The sequence below is a fragment of the Clostridium carboxidivorans P7 genome (genome assembly GCF_001038625.1).
In the GTDB taxonomy this organism is placed as follows: Bacteria; Bacillota; Clostridia; order Clostridiales; family Clostridiaceae; genus Clostridium_AM; species Clostridium_AM carboxidivorans.
Window position 1 is genome coordinate 4680344 of the sequence record NZ_CP011803.1, and the last position, 17354, is coordinate 4697697.

General features: G+C 33.1%; 16 protein-coding genes, 1 tRNA gene and 2 rRNA genes. 15 read left to right on the plus strand and 4 right to left on the minus strand.

All coding sequences use genetic code 11. From position 1 onward, the window contains the following. Nucleotides 1–144: 144 nt before the first annotated feature. A 23S ribosomal RNA gene (locus Ccar_RS21065) occupies nucleotides 145–3039 on the plus strand. 112 nt (nucleotides 3040–3151) lie between these two features. Next, nucleotides 3152–3268 (plus strand): 5S ribosomal RNA (gene rrf / locus Ccar_RS21070). A 133-nt stretch (nucleotides 3269–3401) separates the two neighbouring features. On the opposite strand, the gene Ccar_RS21075 is transcribed toward rrf, so the two are convergent. Beyond that, nucleotides 3402–4139, minus strand: coding sequence for an NAD-dependent protein deacylase (locus Ccar_RS21075; RefSeq protein ID WP_007063038.1), 738 nt, complete (start codon nucleotides 4137–4139; stop codon nucleotides 3402–3404). A gap of 196 nt (nucleotides 4140–4335) precedes the next feature. Between Ccar_RS21075 and Ccar_RS21080 the strand changes: the two genes are divergently transcribed. Further along, nucleotides 4336–4409: transfer RNA gene (locus Ccar_RS21080), tRNA-Cys, on the plus strand. A gap of 34 nt (nucleotides 4410–4443) precedes the next feature. On the opposite strand, the gene Ccar_RS21085 is transcribed toward Ccar_RS21080, so the two are convergent. From Ccar_RS21085 to Ccar_RS21095, 3 genes are all read right to left on the minus strand, one after another. Then, entirely contained in the window at nucleotides 4444–5364 is a 921-nt protein-coding gene (locus tag Ccar_RS21085; RefSeq protein WP_007063039.1) for a S66 peptidase family protein, read from the minus strand. An 18-nt stretch (nucleotides 5365–5382) separates the two neighbouring features. Further along, entirely contained in the window at nucleotides 5383–6324 is a 942-nt protein-coding gene (locus Ccar_RS21090; protein WP_007063040.1) for a magnesium transporter CorA family protein, read from the minus strand. A gap of 76 nt (nucleotides 6325–6400) precedes the next feature. Next, a complete protein-coding gene (locus Ccar_RS21095; RefSeq protein WP_007063041.1) occupies nucleotides 6401–7573 on the minus strand; it encodes a zinc-binding metallopeptidase family protein in 1173 nt (390 codons plus the stop codon). A gap of 149 nt (nucleotides 7574–7722) precedes the next feature. Here Ccar_RS21095 and Ccar_RS21100 point away from each other — a divergent pair, with 149 nt between their 5' ends. The 12 genes from Ccar_RS21100 (at nucleotide 7723) to Ccar_RS21155 (ending at nucleotide 17323) form a co-directional block, all read left to right on the plus strand. Continuing rightward, nucleotides 7723–9348: a cell wall-binding repeat-containing protein gene (locus Ccar_RS21100; RefSeq protein WP_242655124.1), complete on the plus strand. Its 1626-nt coding sequence runs from the start codon at nucleotides 7723–7725 to the stop codon at nucleotides 9346–9348. A gap of 158 nt (nucleotides 9349–9506) precedes the next feature. Further along, nucleotides 9507–9719 (plus strand): sigma factor G inhibitor Gin, encoded by a 213-nt coding sequence (locus Ccar_RS21105; protein ID WP_007063043.1) that lies wholly within the window; start codon nucleotides 9507–9509, stop codon nucleotides 9717–9719. Then, entirely contained in the window at nucleotides 9698–11173 is a 1476-nt protein-coding gene (locus Ccar_RS21110) for an aminotransferase class I/II-fold pyridoxal phosphate-dependent enzyme (protein ID WP_007063044.1), read from the plus strand. The genes Ccar_RS21105 and Ccar_RS21110 overlap by 22 nt, the downstream gene beginning before the upstream one ends. Then, nucleotides 11166–11891: a dTMP kinase gene (locus Ccar_RS21115; RefSeq protein WP_007063045.1), complete on the plus strand. Its 726-nt coding sequence runs from the start codon at nucleotides 11166–11168 to the stop codon at nucleotides 11889–11891. The genes Ccar_RS21110 and Ccar_RS21115 overlap by 8 nt, the downstream gene beginning before the upstream one ends. A gap of 45 nt (nucleotides 11892–11936) precedes the next feature. Continuing rightward, nucleotides 11937–12266 (plus strand): cyclic-di-AMP receptor, encoded by a 330-nt coding sequence (locus tag Ccar_RS21120; protein ID WP_007063046.1) that lies wholly within the window; start codon nucleotides 11937–11939, stop codon nucleotides 12264–12266. 14 nt (nucleotides 12267–12280) lie between these two features. Further along, nucleotides 12281–13225 (plus strand): DNA polymerase III subunit delta', encoded by a 945-nt coding sequence (locus tag Ccar_RS21125; RefSeq protein WP_007065133.1) that lies wholly within the window; start codon nucleotides 12281–12283, stop codon nucleotides 13223–13225. A gap of 1 nt (nucleotide 13226) precedes the next feature. Continuing rightward, on the plus strand, nucleotides 13227–14135 hold the full coding sequence (locus tag Ccar_RS21130) for a PSP1 domain-containing protein (RefSeq protein ID WP_007063049.1): 909 nt from the start codon (nucleotides 13227–13229) through the stop codon (nucleotides 14133–14135). An 11-nt stretch (nucleotides 14136–14146) separates the two neighbouring features. Further along, entirely contained in the window at nucleotides 14147–14350 is a 204-nt protein-coding gene (locus tag Ccar_RS21135; RefSeq protein WP_007063050.1) for a heavy-metal-associated domain-containing protein, read from the plus strand. Nucleotides 14351–14432: 82 nt separating this feature from the next. Further along, nucleotides 14433–14603 (plus strand): DUF362 domain-containing protein, encoded by a 171-nt coding sequence (locus Ccar_RS21140; RefSeq protein WP_007063051.1) that lies wholly within the window; start codon nucleotides 14433–14435, stop codon nucleotides 14601–14603. 187 nt (nucleotides 14604–14790) lie between these two features. Beyond that, on the plus strand, nucleotides 14791–15585 hold the full coding sequence (locus tag Ccar_RS21145; RefSeq protein ID WP_007063052.1) for a flagellar motor protein: 795 nt from the start codon (nucleotides 14791–14793) through the stop codon (nucleotides 15583–15585). After that, the gene (locus Ccar_RS21150; protein WP_007065132.1) at nucleotides 15582–16415 is read left to right on the plus strand and encodes an OmpA/MotB family protein; all 834 of its coding nucleotides are present in this window, start codon (nucleotides 15582–15584) and stop codon (nucleotides 16413–16415) included. Before Ccar_RS21145 ends, Ccar_RS21150 begins: the two co-directional genes overlap by 4 nt. A 167-nt stretch (nucleotides 16416–16582) precedes the next feature. Next, entirely contained in the window at nucleotides 16583–17323 is a 741-nt protein-coding gene (locus tag Ccar_RS21155) for a tRNA1(Val) (adenine(37)-N6)-methyltransferase (protein WP_007063055.1), read from the plus strand. The last annotated feature ends 31 nt before the right edge of the window (nucleotides 17324–17354 follow it).

Consider the following 17354-nt stretch of genomic DNA (forward strand, 5'->3'; position numbering starts at 1 on the left):
TCAAATTGTTCTTTGAAAATTGCACAGTGAATATAACTTTTAAATTAAAAGTAAAGCTAAAGGTAAAACTACTTATTATATAAGTAAAAAAACCTTTGTAGATTTTAACTAAGAAAATTGTTGAGAGATAATTTTCACATGAATGGTCAAGCTACAAAGGGCGCATGGTGAATGCCTTGGCACCAGAAGCCGAAGAAGGACGTGATAAGCTGCGATAAGCTTTGGGTAGGCGCAAATAGCCTGAGATCCAGAGATTTCCGAATGGGGAAACCCACAATGCTAACGCATTGTACTGTAAACTGAATACATAGGTTTATGGAGGTAAACCCGGGGAACTGAAACATCTAAGTACCCGGAGGAAGAGAAAGAAAAATCGATTTTCTAAGTAGCGGCGAGCGAAAGGGAAAGAGCCCAAACCAGGAACTTGTTCCTGGGGTTGCGGATAGATCATAACTACAGGAATTAATTGAAGAGAGCTGGAAGGCTCCGCCGTAGAAGGTAACAGCCCTGTAAGTGAAAGGAAATAGCAGTCAGATCTACTCCAGAGTACCACGAGACACGTGAAACCTTGTGGGAAGCAGGGAGGACCACCTCCCAAGGCTAAATACTAACTGGTGACCGATAGTGAAGCAGTACCGTGAGGGAAAGGTGAAAAGAACCCCGGAAGGGGAGTGAAATAGAACCTGAAACCGTGTGTCCACAACCGGTCGAAGCACTTTTATGTGCGACGACGTGCTTTTTGTAGAACGAGCCAGCGAGTTACGGTATGTAGCAAGGTTAAGTACTTAAGGTACGGAGCCGAAGGGAAACCGAGTCTGAATAGGGCGAAAAGTTGCATGTCGTAGACCCGAAACCGGGTGACCTATCCATGGCCAGGATGAAGCGGAAGTAAAATTCCGTGGAGGTCCGAACCACGTTGGTGTTGAAAAACCATGGGATGAGCTGTGGATAGCGGAGAAATTCCAATCGAACTCGGAGATAGCTGGTTCTCCTCGAAATAGCTTTAGGGCTAGCGTTGAGATTGAGTAGTGGAGGTAGAGCACTGAATGGGCTAGGGGCTGACAACAGTTACTGAACCCTATCAAACTCCGAATGCCATATACTTGTATCTCAGCAGTCAGACTGCGAATGATAAGATCCGTAGTCAAAAGGGAAACAGCCCAGATCATCAGCTAAGGTCCCAAAGTGTAAGTTAAGTGGAAAAGGATGTGGGATTTCTAAGACAACTAGGATGTTGGCTTAGAAGCAGCCACTCATTTAAAGAGTGCGTAATAGCTCACTAGTCAAGAGATCCTGCGCCGAAGATGTCCGGGGCTAAAACTTACCACCGAAGCTATGGGCTCGAAAGAGCGGTAGAGGAGCTTCCTGTATGGAGTGAAGTCGTACCGAAAGGAGCGGTGGACTGTACAGGAGTGAGTATGCTGGCATAAGTAGCGAGAAATAAGTGAGAATCTTATTGGTCGAAAATCTAAGGTTTCCTGAGGAAGGCTCGTCCGCTCAGGGTTAGTCGGGACCTAAGCCGAGGCCGAAAGGCGTAGGTGATGGACAATCGGTTGATATTCCGATACCACCAACTGACGTTATTACAAATGGGATGACGCAGGAGGATAGGATGTGCACACTATTGGATGTGTGTCTAAGCACTTAGACAGATCAGACAGGCAAATCCGTCTGGTTAATGTTGAGGTGTGATGGGGAGTGGCTTTATGCCGCGAAGTATCTGATTCCACGCTGCCAAGAAAAGTCTCTATGGAGGATGTTGGTGCCCGTACCGCAAACCGACACAGGTAGATGAGGAGAGAATCCTAAGACCATCGGAAGAATTGTTGTCAAGGAACTCGGCAAATTGACCCCGTAACTTCGGGAGAAGGGGTGCCTATGAAAGTAGGTCGCAGAGAATAGGCCCAAGCAACTGTTTAGCAAAAACACAGGTCTCTGCTAAAGCGAAAGCTGAAGTATAGGGGCTGACGCCTGCCCGGTGCTGGAAGGTTAAGGGGAATACTTAGCGCAAGCGAAGGTATGAACTTAAGCCCCAGTAAACGGCGGCCGTAACTATAACGGTCCTAAGGTAGCGAAATTCCTTGTCGGGTAAGTTCCGACCCGCACGAATGGCGTAATGACTTGGGCACTGTCTCGACAACAAATCCGGCGAAATTGTAGTGCAAGTGAAGATGCTTGCTACCCGCGATTGGACGGAAAGACCCCGTAGAGCTTTACTGCAGCTTAGCATTGAGTTTCGATATTGTCTGTACAGGATAGGTGGGAGACTGCGAAACAGGGGCGTCAGCTTCTGTGGAGTCATCCTTGGGATACCACCCTGACAGTATTGGGATTCTAACCGGCGGCCATGAAACTGGTCACGGGACATTGTTAGGTGGGCAGTTTGACTGGGGCGGTCGCCTCCAAAAAAGTAACGGAGGCGCCCAAAGGTTCCCTCAGAACGGTTGGAAATCGTTCGAAGAGTGCAAAGGCAGAAGGGAGCCTGACTGCGACACATACAGGTGGAGCAGGGACGAAAGTCGGGCTTAGTGATCCGGTGGTTCCTCGTGGGAGGGCCATCGCTCAACGGATAAAAGCTACCTCGGGGATAACAGGCTGATCTCCCCCAAGAGTCCACATCGACGGGGAGGTTTGGCACCTCGATGTCGGCTCGTCGCATCCTGGGGCTGAAGTAGGTCCCAAGGGTTGGGCTGTTCGCCCATTAAAGCGGCACGCGAGCTGGGTTCAGAACGTCGTGAGACAGTTCGGTCCCTATCCGTCGCGGGCGTAGGAAATTTGAGAGGAGCTGTCCTTAGTACGAGAGGACCGGGATGGACTGACCTCTGGTGTACCAGTTGTTCCGCCAGGAGCATGGCTGGGTAGCTATGTCGGGACGGGATAAACGCTGAAAGCATCTAAGCGTGAAACCCACCTCAAGATTAGATTTCCCATAGCGTAAGCTAGTAAGACCCCTTGAAGAACACAAGGTTGATAGGTCAGAGGTGTAAGCATGGTAACATGTTCAGCTGACTGATACTAATAGGTCGAGGGCTTGACCAAAATAAATTCACTGTGCAATTTTGAGATAACAAAATCTCTAATAATGAAACTCCACAGCATAGCTGAGGAGTAACCGACTATCACAAAATAGAATATTTTGGATATCTGGTCATCTGGTGATAATGACATAAAGGTAACACCCGTTCCCATTCCGAACACGATGGTTAAGCTTTATAGTGCCGATGGTACTGCAGGGGAGGCTCTGTGGAAGAGTAGGTCGTTGCCAGGTTATAAACAAAGTACTAAGTATAAACTTAGTACTTTTTATTTTGAAAAAATTTAATTATAGAGAAATGAAAAGAAAAAATGGACTAATAAAAATATAGGTAGTTCATATTATAAAAAACTATCTACATTATTTATTAAAGTTTATTAACAGCTTCACTTAAAACCTTAGCAATATCGTCATTAATAATTAAGTCAGCTTTATTATCAGCAGAAGTTGTACTCTTATTTATAAGTACAAGATTTTTTCCTCTAAAATAATCAATAAGCCCTGCAGCAGGATAAACAACTAAAGATGTTCCTCCAATAATTAAAGTATCAGCTTCTGATATTGCTTTTACAGCACCAGTAATAATGCTATTATCTAATCCTTCTTCATAAAGAACTACATCAGGTTTAACTTTTCCTCCACATTTAGGACAAGTAGGTATACCGTTAGATTCCAAAATGAATTTTTCATCATAAAAAGCATTACACTTCATACAGTAATTTCTAAGAACTGATCCATGTAATTCATAAACTACTTTTGAACCAGCAGCTTGGTGTAATCCATCTATATTTTGAGTAACTACAGCCTTTAATTTTCCCATTTCTTCTAGTTTAGCTAAAGCTATATGGCAACCATTAGGCTTTGCATTAGGATAAATTAATTTATCTTTATAGAATTTAAAAAATTCTTCTGGATATCTCATAAAAAAGGTATGAGATACTAATTGTTCAGGAGTGAAGTTTATTTTAAGCTTTTCATTCCATAGTCCATTTGAGCTTCTAAAGTCCGGGATTCCTGAAGCGGTACTTACACCTGCTCCACCGAAGAAAACTATATCATTACTATTTTTAAGTATTTGAGTTAATTTTTCAATTTCAGTATTCATAAAATCATCTCCGTAAATTAATATAGTTTTATTATACCATAGGTATTATAATTTACAGAAACTTTAACACCTAAAAAATTTTTGAGATCATATTTCTTTGAATTATAAGAGTTTATGAGTATTTAATGAAAAATCTATTGACAAATATTATTTTAAGTGATATTATAAAAAAGCATTAAATATTAAAAGTATTTATGGCGCTATAGCCAAGTGGTAAGGCAGAGGTCTGCAAAACCTTTATCCCCAGTTCAAATCTGGGTGGCGCCTCCAAATAAAAAAACTCACAATAATTTGTGAGTTTTTTTTATTTTATGACACCTTCTAATACATGGATTACTCCATTTTTACAATCTAATTTGATTTGTGCACCAATAGGAAGAGTAAGCTTAGGGTAAGAATGGCCTGATTGAAAATTGAGTATAGTAGGCTTATTTAATGTGAGAATCCTGTCTTCAATTACTTGCCTTAAAGTAAGACTTCTTTCATAATGTGGAAGAGAGCAGTCTTTAAATTGACCTAAAATAAATCCCTTACATTGTTGAAGTTTTCCAGATAGAGATAATTGGGTTAGCATTCTATCTATCCTATAAGGTTCTTCAGATACATCTTCTATAAATAAAATTTTGTCCTTAGTATCTATTTCATAAGGAGTACCTAGAGTACTAGATATTAAAGCAAGATTACCACCTATAAGTTGTCCTTCTATAAAAGGTTCACTTGAAAAGCACTCAGTAGTAAAGTCTTCAGGATTCTCTATAGTATATGCTTTATGAGCTTCCATGATAGTATACAAAAAACTCTCTAGTGTAATTTTATCTAAAAGATTAGAATTACACATAGGAGAATGAAAAGTTATTAAGTTACACTTTAAGGATATAGAATTTAATAAGGTAGTTATATCACTAAAGCCTGCAAATATTTTAGGGTTTTCTTTTATAACATTAAAATCTATAAGAGGAAGAATTCTCATGGTACCATATCCACCTCTTACACAAAGAACCATATCAACACTTTTATCAAGAAACATACTCATAAGGTCAGAAGCTCTATCCTCATCTTTACCTGCAAGGTAACCATATCTATCATATATATGCTTGCCTTCTTTTACATTGAATCCTAAGCTTTTAAGAAAGCTAATACTTTTTTTTATATTATCAGGGTTATCAGCTCCAGCTGGAGATATAAGTCCTATTGTATCTCCATAATTTAATCTTTTAGCTATCAATTTATAGCACCTCCATAATTAGAATAATCCTTTTCTTCTTAAAATAACTATAGCAACTAAACATAGTACTGCAGCTATACCGTAAGTAATCCAAAATGCATGTATATTTGCATTAAAAGGTATTCCAGCTACGTTCATACCAAAAGAGCTAAAAATTATGTTGGGGATAGCCATAACTATAGTTATAGAAGCTAATAATTTCATTACCATGTTTAGGTTATTGGATATTACAGATGCAAAGGCATCCATGGTTCCACTTAATATGTTACTATAAATATTAGCCATTTCTATAGCTTGTTTATTTTCTATAATAACATCTTCAAGTATATCTTGATCTTCAGGGTATTTTTGAAGAATTTCAAGTTTTAACATTTTTTCAAGTGTAATTTCATTAGATTTTAAAGAAGTAGAGAAATAAACTAGAGACTTCTCTAAGGATAGTAGTTGAATTAATTCTTTATTTTTCATAGATTTATGAAGTTTCTGTTCAATCATTAAGCTTTTTTTGTCTATTTGTCTTAAGTAGATTAAATAGTAACTTGCTATTCTGTAAAGTATTTGAAGGATAAATCTTGAACGTTTAAAAGTAAAAAATGATTTAACTTTATTATCAATAAAGTCAGTAAGAATTTTACTGTTTTTTAAACATACGGTTATTATAGAGTGTTCTGTATGAATAATTGCTAGTGGGTATGAATCGTAAGTTAAGGAGTTATCCTCCATTTCAGTGAATGGTATATCTACAATAACAAGAAGATTATTATCTTCAATATCAATACGGGAAGTTTCTTCTTCATCTAGTGCAGATTTTAAAAAATCTAATGGTACACCTACTTTTTTAGATACAAGCAGCAAGTCTTCTTCAGAAGGTGCTACTATATTAACCCAGCATCCAGGTTCTATGGTATCTGTAGAATGTAATGTTCCTGATTCATCTAAAGTTTTATAAATTGAAATCATACGTTCCTCCCAAGTAAAAATAATTTTAAACTTATGTTTATATTATATATTATAAATATATAAAAATAAAAGAGACTTATGAAGTAGTCTCTTTTGTTTTTTCGTGAAAAAATTCCTTTTTTACCTGATTAAGTAGTGAAGCATTTTCTATTAAATCTAAACCAGTTAGAGCTAAAGCTTGAGCAACTTTTAGAATTCTACTTTGTGCGTAATAAGATATAGTAGCCTCAGAAAATTCTTTGGAAGAGTACTCTAAGTTTTTGTCTTCTGATATAGATATATATGGGTGTATACAAGGTACAACATGACTTACAGTACCTAAACTTAAACCAGAATTGGTGTTTTTAGGTGGTTCTATGTCTATTATACCGCTTTCCTTTAGATTGTGGCTAAAAATTCTAGATAGGTTTCTATTAGGTATTAGTTCATCATAAGGTAATTCATATAAACATATAGTACAGTCTATATTCATTAAGTAACCTGTAGTTTTAACTAATTCTCTTACTTTTTTTTCAATATCACAAGCCATAGACATTTTAGGACATCTAATATAAAACTTTGATTCTGTTTCAGAAGGCAGAAGGTATGGTGAGTCACCACCTTTTAATATTATTCCGTCAATGGTGCAGTTATCTTCAAAACCTTTAGAAAGTAAACTTAAAGTGTTAAAAACAAAAAGGCACGCATCCAATGCTGTATAATTTTTCGACTTCCTATAAGTAAATCCTGATTTACTTTTATAGTTTATTTTAATAGGTATTATAGCCATGGAAGAACCACTTTCAGCAGTGATTAAATCAGGATGGGCCATTAGTACTACATCTATGTCGTTAAAAGTTCCTTGTCTAGTCATAGTGACTTTAGAGCTACCTAAAAATTCACCAGGACATCCAATAACTATAACACTACCACCTACTTTAGATATTATTTTAGATAGAGATAACGAAGCAGCTATGGACATAGCAGATATTAAATTATGTCCAACTACATGACCTAGATTATCAACAGCATCATATTCGCATATATAACATACCTTAGGATGACCTGTTCCATATTGTGCATAAAAAGCAGTTGGTATATCAAGATAATGTTCTATAACATTAAAATCATTGTTTTTTAACATGTTTACTATATAATTATATGCTTTATATTCATGAAAGCTACTTTCAGGATTTTCATAAATATATTTTGATAAATTTAATATATCCTCTTTTATAGTAGTTAAATAAGTTGATATCTCTTGCCTCATAAAATTACCTCCTAAGTGTTGGATAAACATGTGGTAAAAAATAATTATGTAGTTGTAAATTGGTTAAAAATTATTTAAAATTAGATATATGTCTTAAATATGTATATCGTAAGTTAAGACTTTATTACATCAAATAAATTTAAGGGGGAGTGGTCTTGGTAAATCACAAGTCAATGTTAAAAAACTTCTGCAAAGTTCTGTTCGTGGCTTTAATTAGTATTAGCATAACACCTAAAGTTTATGCTCAAGGAAATTATCAAAGATACGGTGGAACTGATAGGTATGAAACTTCTATGAAAATTTCACAAAAGTTTGACACAAAATCAGGTTATGCAATAATTGCTTCAGGGCAAAACTTTCCAGATGCTCTTTGTGCATGTCCTCTTTCTAAAAAGTATGATGCTCCAGTAATACTTACTACGGAAAATAAGTTGGATAGTAAGGCTGAAGCAGAACTTAAAAGAAGTGAAATAAAAAAGGTTTTCATAATAGGTAATTCTATATCAAAGGATGTAGAAAATAGTATTAGTAATATGGGAATAGCTTGTGAAAGGCTGGGAGGAGCAGACAGATATGAAACATCTATGATAGTTGCAAACTATGTAGGTATAAAGGAAAGAGTAATAGTAGTATCTGGAGATAACTATCCAGATGCATTAACAATTGCACCTATTGCAGCTAATATTGATACACCTATAATACTTGTAGGTAAAGATTCAATACCAGATGTGGTAAAAAACTCTTTAAAAGATAAACAAATCACGAATACTTATGTTATAGGGTCAGAAGGAGCTATAAGTAATTCAGTGAAGGATCAATTTAATAATGCAGAGAGAGTAAGCGGTACAGATAGATATAGTACTAATTTGGCTATAATCAATAGATTTAGAGATAATATAGATTTTAGCAGTGTATATTTGGCTTCTGGTTCAAATTTTCCAGATTCACTTTCAGGATGTGCATTAGCACAAAAAACTAAGTCGCCTTTAGTATTAGTAAACGAAGATATAAATACAGAAGAGCAAAATGGTATTAAACAAATATTGTCATCAGCTAAAAATATTTCTGTACTAGGATTAGAAGGAGCAGTTTCATTAAAAACATTATATTTAATAGGATTAGAAAAAGAACCACCAAAACCAGTACAGAATCAAGGTGTTCAACCACCTGCGTGGACAAGTTCCTTTAATATTATGAATGCAGGAGAAACTGAAAGGGTTTATATAAAAAGTAGTCCAAGCTCTTCAGCATCAAATGTAGGCTCAACTTATGGAAGTCTCCCAGAAGTTAAAATTTTGGGCAGCGATAGTGGATATTATTATGTAGAAGTATTGGACTATGATACTTTAAATTACATAAAGGGTTATGTACCTATGAGTATGGTTAATACGGTAACACCTTCAGGGCCTTATAATATACTTGTAGATAAGTCAAGACAAAGAGTATATGTATTTAATAATGAAAATATAGTTAAGGAGTTTATATGTTCTACAGGGAAAGATGAAAGTCCAACACCATCAGGTAGATTTTTAGTTGGATCTAAGGGACCTAGTTTTGCAGCATCTGAGAGTACAGAATGTTATTATTGGACAAGACTTGACAATAATTATTTATTTCATAGTGCCATATATACATTAAGTGGATATGCAGTACAGTCTGAATATGATAAATTAGGTTCTAAGGCTTCACATGGATGTATAAGACTTAAAATAGAGGATGCAAAGTGGATTCAAGATAATGTTCCATATAGAACGCTAGTAACAATAAAAGATTAAAATTACAAATAATAAAAATAAACTCAATACAATTGAAAAAAATTATATTGAGTTTATTTTATTTATGTGGACAAAATAAATTTCTAAGTGTAGATGAATATTATATATAAGAGTAGGTAATAATTGTAAATATGAAAAATAGATAGGGGGTATGTAGAATGAAAAAGCGAATTTGTATTATATGTGGAAAACTTCTAAATGATGGTATAATTATATATGGTAGGGGTATTTGCTCTTGTTGTGAGAAGCGACTAATGAATATAGAAATGGATACAGATTTTTATGATTATTATAAACAATGTATAAGAAGAAATATAGCTGAATTAGTTATAAGAGGAGAGGAATTAAAGTGCCAGAATTACCGATTTTAGAAGGAATTTTAGAATATGTGAAAAACAATAATATACAATTATGCATGCCAGGTCATAAAGGAGGAAGAGGTTTTTTAGAAACTACTATTGGCAAGGATTTTTTAAAAAATCTTTTAAAATGCGATATTACTGAGGTAGAAGGAGTAGACAATCTTCATAACCCTCAAGGAATAATAAAAGAGTCAATGGAACTTTTAGCAAAATTTTATGGAAGTAAAAAATCATATTTTCTAGTTAACGGCAGTACGTCAGGAAACTTAGCTATGATATTTAGTAGCTTTAATGAGGGAGATAAGGTATTAATAGAAAGGAATTGTCATAGGTCCATCTTTAATGCTATAATAATGAGAAAACTTAAGCCTGTATATATAAATAATTTAATGAGTCATACACTAAATGCTCCAGTTTGCATAGATTTGGAGCATTTTTTACAGGTTTTGAATAAAAATAAGGATGCTAAAGGTATAATTGTTACTTATCCAAATTATTATGGCATATGCTCTAATTTAGAATATATAATAAAACAAGCAAAGAAACATAATATGAAAGTACTTGTAGATTCAGCTCATGGAGCTCATTTTGGAATACATAATGATTTACCTCAAAGTGCAGTAAAATTGAATGCAGATATGGTAGTTACTAGTACTCATAAAACTCTTTCTAGCTTAACACAAACCTCCTATCTTCATGTTAATAATATGGAAGATATAGGAAAGGTGGATTTTTATGTGAGTGCATTTTTAAGTACAAGCCCTTCTTATTTATTCCTATGTTCTATGGATTATGCTAGATACTATTTACAAACTTATGGAAGACAGAAATATGAAAAAATGTTAAATATGTTGGGATATTATAAAGATAAGATAAATTCCATAAAAGGTATGAAGGTAATCAGTAAAAAAGATATAAATATCAAACAAAAAATTGATTTATATCAACTAGATAGTGTATATGATATTGATAATACTAGATATGTTATAAATTTAAAAGAAGGATATAGCGGATATTTACTGGGAAATTATTTAAGAAAAAATAATATTCAAGTGGAAATGAGCGATCATTCAAATGTGGTTTTGATTTTTTCACCATTTAATGAAGAATGGGAACTTGAAAAACTATATAATGTACTTAAGAGATGTGATTTAAATAAAATAAAAGTTGAAAAATTGGATTTGTTGGAATATAACATACCTATAATGGCTTATATGCCTTTTGAAATTATGGACAAAAAAAAGAAATATATAGATATAAAAGATTCACTGGGAAAGGTTAGTGCTGCTAATGTGGTACCATATCCGCCAGGAGTACCCTTAATAAACATGGGAGAAATAATAGATGATGTAACCTTAAACTCTATTTGTTATTATATTAATAAGGGAGTAGATATTTTAGGTTTAGAAGATAATAAAATAAGAGTAATTGATGAATTTAATGGAGGACAAAAATATGAATAGGGGCATTGTAATAGTAGTAGAAGGTTGCGATGGCAGCGGAAAAGCCACACAAACTCAAATATTATATGAAAAACTTTTAAGTGAAAATTATAAAGTAAAAAAAATAGAGTATCCAAATTATAAGAGTGATTCTTCAGCGTTAGTTAAAATGTATTTGAATGGAGATTTTGGAAGCAATCCAGAAGATGTTAATCCATATGTATCATCTACTTTTTATGCAGTTGATAGATTTGCATCTTATAAAACTGAATGGAAGGACTTTTACGAAAGCGGGGGTATAGTATTGGCTGATAGGTATACAACTGCAAATATGGTACATCAAGCATCAAAGATTAAAAATGTGCAAGAGAAAAGCAAGTTTTTAGATTGGCTTTGGGATTTTGAATTTAGAATTTTTGGCTTGCCAGTTCCAGATTGTGTTATGTTTCTTGATATGCCTCCAGAGTATAGCAGAAAACTTATGAAAGAAAGAGCCAATAAGATTACAGGAGATAGTCATAAAGATATACATGAAAAGGACTATGAATACTTAGAACATTCATATAACAATTCCTGTGAAATAGCAGAAAAGTATAAGTGGAATAGAGTAAAGTGTGTAAAGGAAGGAAATATAAAAAGTATTGAATTAATTAGTGAAGAGGTATTTAATATAGTAAAAAAACAATTAGTAAATTGTACATACAATAATATAACAAGGTCATTTGAATTAAATATATAATATTTCAATGTTTATATAATTTAAAATAAAAGGGAGATGAGTTATATGAAATTAATAATAGCTATTGTTCAGGATGATGATTCTGGAGATTTAGTTGAAACACTAATGGAGTCAGGCTTTAGGGTAACAAAGCTTGCTACAACTGGTGGATTTTTAAAGGCAGGTAATACTACTCTTATGATTGGAGTGGAAGAAGAAAAAGTAGATCAAGTAATATCACAAATAGAAGAAATATGTAAAACTAGACAGCAGATTGTATCAACACCTTCACCAGTAGCAGGATCTACAGGTGTATATGTGCCCTATCCTGTAGAAGTTGAAGTTGGAGGGGCAACAATATTTGTTGTAGATGTTGATAAGTTTGTAAAAATTTAAATGGAGGGATTTTATTGAGTTTTAGTATGATAATAGGGCATGAAAATATAAAATTTCAGATTGTAAGTTCTATAAAGCAGCAAAGATTTTCTCATGCTCATATTATTGTCGGAGAAGATGGGATAGGAAAAAGTTTTATTGCCAGGGAAACTGCTATTGAAATTTTAGGAAAGTCTGAAAATAAACAATATGCTGATATAGTAGAGTTTAAATTAGGAAAAGGTAAGAAATCAATAGGTATAGATGAAGTAAAAAATATAATAGAAGAAACTACTAAAAAACCTTATGAAGGTAATAAAAAGGTAATTATAGTTTATAATGCAGATAAGATTACAGAAACAGCACAAAATGCATTCTTAAAAACTATAGAAGAACCACCTAAGGGTGTATTTATAATATTATTGTGTGAAAAATTAGAATTGATACTAGATACCATAAAATCAAGATGTCAAACATATAAGCTTAACAGATTAAGTGAAGAAGAAATGATGAATTTTATAAGTAACAAATTTCCTGGATTATCAGAAATAGAATTAAAATCTGTTGTTGCGTTTAGTGATGGTATACCAGGAAGAGCTGAGAAGTTTATTGATGATAGTTCATTAAGAGAAATTAGAGATACTATTATAAATGTATTAAGAACAGTTAGCACTAGTAATTTAGAAGAAATTTTATCTAATGAGAATTTTTTTGTGAAATATAAAAATGAATGGCAAGAAGTTCTAACTTGTATGTTGTCATATATAAGGGATGTACTTATATATAAGGAAACATCAAATAGGGATTTAATAATAAATATAGATAAAGTTAACGACATAAAAGATATAGCTGAAATGTTTTCATTTAATAAGTTAAATGGTATTATTAATATTATAAAAGAAACTAGAATAAAAATGGAGAAAAACGTTAACTCAACATTAGTTTTTGATTCAATGTTGCTTAAAATGCAGGAGGTATAATATGGTAAAGGTTATAGGGGTGCGTTTTAAAAAGGCTGGTAAAATATACTATTTTTCACCAGGCGATTTATATATAGAAAAAGATAGTAAAGTAATAGTAGAAACAGCTAGAGGTATAGAATTTGGTGAATGCGTAATAGGATGTAAAGAAGTAGAAGAATCCGAAATAGTTGCACCACTAAAAAGTGTCATAAGAGTAGCTACTGAAGAAGATACAAGAAAACATAATGAAAATAAGGAAAAAGAAACGGAAGCTTTTCAAATATGTTTAGAAAAAATTGAGAAGCATCAATTAAAAATGAAACTTATAGATGTAGAATATACTTTTGATAATAATAAAGTTATATTTTATTTCACCGCAGATGGAAGGGTAGATTTTAGAGAACTTGTAAAAGATTTGGCTGCTATTTTTAGAACCAGAATAGAATTGAGACAGATAGGTGTAAGGGATGAAGCTAAAATGATAGGAGGACTTGGACCTTGTGGAAGGACTATGTGCTGTTCTACATTTTTAGGGGATTTTGCTCCAGTATCAATAAAAATGGCAAAGGAACAAAATTTATCTTTGAATCCTACGAAGATATCAGGAATATGCGGAAGGCTTATGTGCTGCTTAAATTATGAACAAGAAACTTATGAAAAAATTAGAAAGAGACTGCCTAAACAAGACTCTGTTGTAAATACTCCTTATGGCAGAGGAGTGGTATTTTCAAATTCAGTGGTAAAGGAAAGTGTAAAAGTAAAAGTAAAGTCTGAAGATGGAGAAGAAACATTAGTGGAAGTTCCAATAGAAGAAGTAGAACTAGTAACTGGTGGATTTGAAGGAAGTATTAATGAAGATGAAATAAAAATAGATGTAGATGAAGTTGAAGATCCGAATATAATTAAAGAATTATTTAAAGACAATTAAGGAGGAAAACTATGAAGTCTGTATTAAAAATTTATAATATGAATACAGCTGAAGACGTTAATAAGATTAGAGTAGCAGTTGCAAGCAACGAAGGTGTAGTGGCTTGTCAAATAAATAAGGATAAAGGCGAAGTAAATGTTGTGTATGATGATTATTTTGTCAATAACGATAAGCTGGTTCAGTCTATAGAAGATTTGGGTTATATAGTATTTTAAAATTGTCTTTAAAAACTTGTCCAAACGTGGTAAAATAAAAAATAGATGTGAAACATCGAATTTTAAAAGGAGGTGTTACATAATGGCTTACAAAATAGAGGATTCATGTGTAAGTTGTGGAACATGTGCTTCAGAATGTCCAGTTAACGCTATAAGTCAAGGAGATTCTATATTTGTTATAGATGAAAGTACTTGTATCGATTGTGGAAATTGTGCTAATGTTTGCCCAGTAGGAGCACCAGTTCAAGAATAGTGTTATTAACAAAAAGACTGCAATTAAGCAGTCTTTTTATTTTGATAAATATAAATAAAAATATATCAAACCAGTTTTAGGGTAAATTCTCTTATATACCTAATATAAATATAAAATTATATAAAGATTGGTTTTTTTTGTTCGAATATCTATTATATAAAGCAAAATTGTTGAATGGAGGATAAAAATGGACATATCTGTTATCATTTTCGTTTTGGTTGGATTTGGATCTATAATAGCAGGATTTGTAATAGAAAAAGGAGTAATAGGTTCACTTTTCCTACTTGCACCGGCTGTAATAGTATTTGGTGGAACAGCAGGAGCAGTCGGCTTAACGTTTCCAGGAGAAATTTTAAAAAGGTTACCAAAAATAATAAAGGTTGCAATAACTCCAAAAAAAATAGATTTATCGGCTCTTGTAGCATATTTTAAAGATGTATCTTATAAGACTAGAAAAAATGGATTATTAAGCCTTGAAGGAGAAATATCTGCGGATCCTAATTTAGATCCATTTATTAAGAAAGGACTTCAATTAGTAGTAGATGGAGTTGATCCACAAGCTGTTAGAAGTATTTTAGAGTTAGAATTGGAATCTACATCCGAAAGGCATAAAAAGGGAGCGGCTATTTTTGCACAAGCAGGTGGATATGCGCCTACACTTGGTATTATAGGTACAGTAATGGGACTAGTTCACATTTTGGCTGATTTGTCTGACCCAAACACCTTAGGTCCTAAAATAGCATCAGGATTCTTAGCTACATTGTACGGTCTTTCATCTGCAAATTTATTGTTTTTACCATTAGCAACTAGATTAAAAGCACTAGATGAAAAAGAATTTGGAGAAAAGTCCCTTATAATCGAAGGTATATTATATATACAAGAAGGAATAAATCCTAATACTATAGCAGAAAAATTAAAAGGATTTTTAAGTAAAGAAGAACTTAAAAAATTTGAAGGAATGGATGGTAAGCCAGAAGTATGAAGAAGAAAAAACAAGAAGAACATGAAAATAGTGAAAGATGGCTTCTTAGTTACTCAGACTTTATGACCTTACTTATGATACTTTTTGTTGTTTTATATGCTATGAGTAATGTTGACAAAGCAAAGTTTTCTCAGCTTTCTCAATCAATGAGTATAGCTATGGGTGGCGGAAAAATAATGCAAGGTAATGAAAATTCTCCAAACATATCAAATTCAAGTCCTAGTGGAAACAGTTCAGATGGAAAGACAGAAGAGTCTAAAATGGAGGACTTAAAGAAAAAGGTTGATAGTTATTTACAAAAAAATGGAATGCAAAATAGTGTTACTACTGAAGTAGATGAAAGAGGACTTGTAGTAAGCTTAAGAGATACTTTATTTTTTGAAACAGGAAAAGCAGAAGTTATAGCGGCTTCACAAGGGAAACTTGTGGAAATAGGAAAAATATTAAATCAGTTAGATAATACAATGAGAATAGAAGGTCATACGGATAATGTTCCTATACATAATGAGCAATTTTCTGATAACTGGCAGTTATCTTCGGCTAGAGCACTTAATGTTACTGAACTACTCATAGCTAATGGAGTACCTCCTAAAAAGCTTTCATCAGTTGCATATGGAGAGTATAGACCAGTATTAGATAATTCTACAGAAGATGGTAGAGCAAGAAATAGAAGAGTTGATATAATTGTTGTAAGCAATAAGTATAATAAAATAGAGAACAATTCTATAGGAACAAATCCCTTGGGTAATCCAAGTTTAGGTGATAAGCCTATGGGGGACAAACCTATGGGAGACAATCCAGCAAATGTTCCAGATATAAGTACTAAGTAAGCCTTAAGATACACTTTAATCTTAAGGCTTAATTTTATGTAAAATTAAGGAAATTTGACAATTTAATTTATATAAATGATAATTGTTAATAAATATAATTCATTATAATATTTAAGAATAATTAACCTACTAAGTGGTTATTTATTATAGAAATGAGGATAAAGCTTATGGTTGATAACTTTTTGAAAGAGGATGAAACATTAGATGACTTGCAGTTAAAAGGAATTTGTGTAATACAAAAAAAAGATGCATTTAGATTTGGAGTAGATGCGGTATTGCTTGCTAACTTTGCAGTTGTAAAAAGAAATGCAGAAGTTATAGATTTATGTACTGGTACAGGAATAGTTCCATTTATATTAGCAGGAAAAACGGAAGCTTCTAAAATAGTTGGAATAGAAATACAAGAAGAAATGGTGGAAATGGCGGATAGGTCTTGTATGTTTAATAAACTAGAGGATAAAATAAAGTTTATTAATACGGATTTAAAGGATTTAAAATTTCTCAAGAACTTATCCAAGGTAGATGTAGTTACAGTAAATCCACCTTATAAGTTAAAAAATTCTGGAATTGTAAATCCTAACGATAAAGATGCTATTGCAAGACATGAAATATGCTGTACCTTAGAAGATGTTATAAAAGCATGTAAAGCAGTTTTAAAGGACAATGGCAGGATGTATATGATTCATAGACCAGATAGGCTTGCAGATATTATATGCCTTATGAGAAAATATAAAATTGAACCCAAGTTAATAAAGATGGTTCAACCTAATTTTAAAAAAGCTCCAAATATGTTATTAATAGAAGGTCAAAATAATGGAGGAACTTTTTTAAAATGGGAAGCACCTCTTTGTGTACATAATTTAGATGGAAGCTATACTGATGAAATTAATAAGATATACGGCAAATAAGTAAAAAATCATGCTTAAATGGAGGAACATA

Bases quoted from the DNA above. Each gene is read 5' to 3' on its own strand.
- Ccar_RS21135 (WP_007063050.1), top strand. From the start codon at position 14,147: ATGAAGTCTGTATTAAAAATTTATAATATGAATACAGCTGAAGACGTT.
- Ccar_RS21145 (WP_007063052.1), top strand. From the start codon at position 14,791: ATGGACATATCTGTTATCATTTTCGTTTTGGTTGGATTTGGATCTATA.
- Ccar_RS21090 (WP_007063040.1), bottom strand. From the start codon at position 6,324: ATGATTTCAATTTATAAAACTTTAGATGAATCAGGAACATTACATTCT.
- Ccar_RS21140 (WP_007063051.1), top strand. From the start codon at position 14,433: ATGGCTTACAAAATAGAGGATTCATGTGTAAGTTGTGGAACATGTGCT.
- Ccar_RS21105 (WP_007063043.1), top strand. From the start codon at position 9,507: ATGAAAAAGCGAATTTGTATTATATGTGGAAAACTTCTAAATGATGGT.
- Ccar_RS21150 (WP_007065132.1), top strand. From the start codon at position 15,582: ATGAAGAAGAAAAAACAAGAAGAACATGAAAATAGTGAAAGATGGCTT.
- Ccar_RS21095 (WP_007063041.1), bottom strand. From the start codon at position 7,573: ATGAGGCAAGAGATATCAACTTATTTAACTACTATAAAAGAGGATATA.
- Ccar_RS21115 (WP_007063045.1), top strand. From the start codon at position 11,166: ATGAATAGGGGCATTGTAATAGTAGTAGAAGGTTGCGATGGCAGCGGA.
- Ccar_RS21075 (WP_007063038.1), bottom strand. From the start codon at position 4,139: ATGAATACTGAAATTGAAAAATTAACTCAAATACTTAAAAATAGTAAT.
- Ccar_RS21130 (WP_007063049.1), top strand. From the start codon at position 13,227: ATGGTAAAGGTTATAGGGGTGCGTTTTAAAAAGGCTGGTAAAATATAC.
- Ccar_RS21155 (WP_007063055.1), top strand. From the start codon at position 16,583: ATGGTTGATAACTTTTTGAAAGAGGATGAAACATTAGATGACTTGCAG.
- Ccar_RS21120 (WP_007063046.1), top strand. From the start codon at position 11,937: ATGAAATTAATAATAGCTATTGTTCAGGATGATGATTCTGGAGATTTA.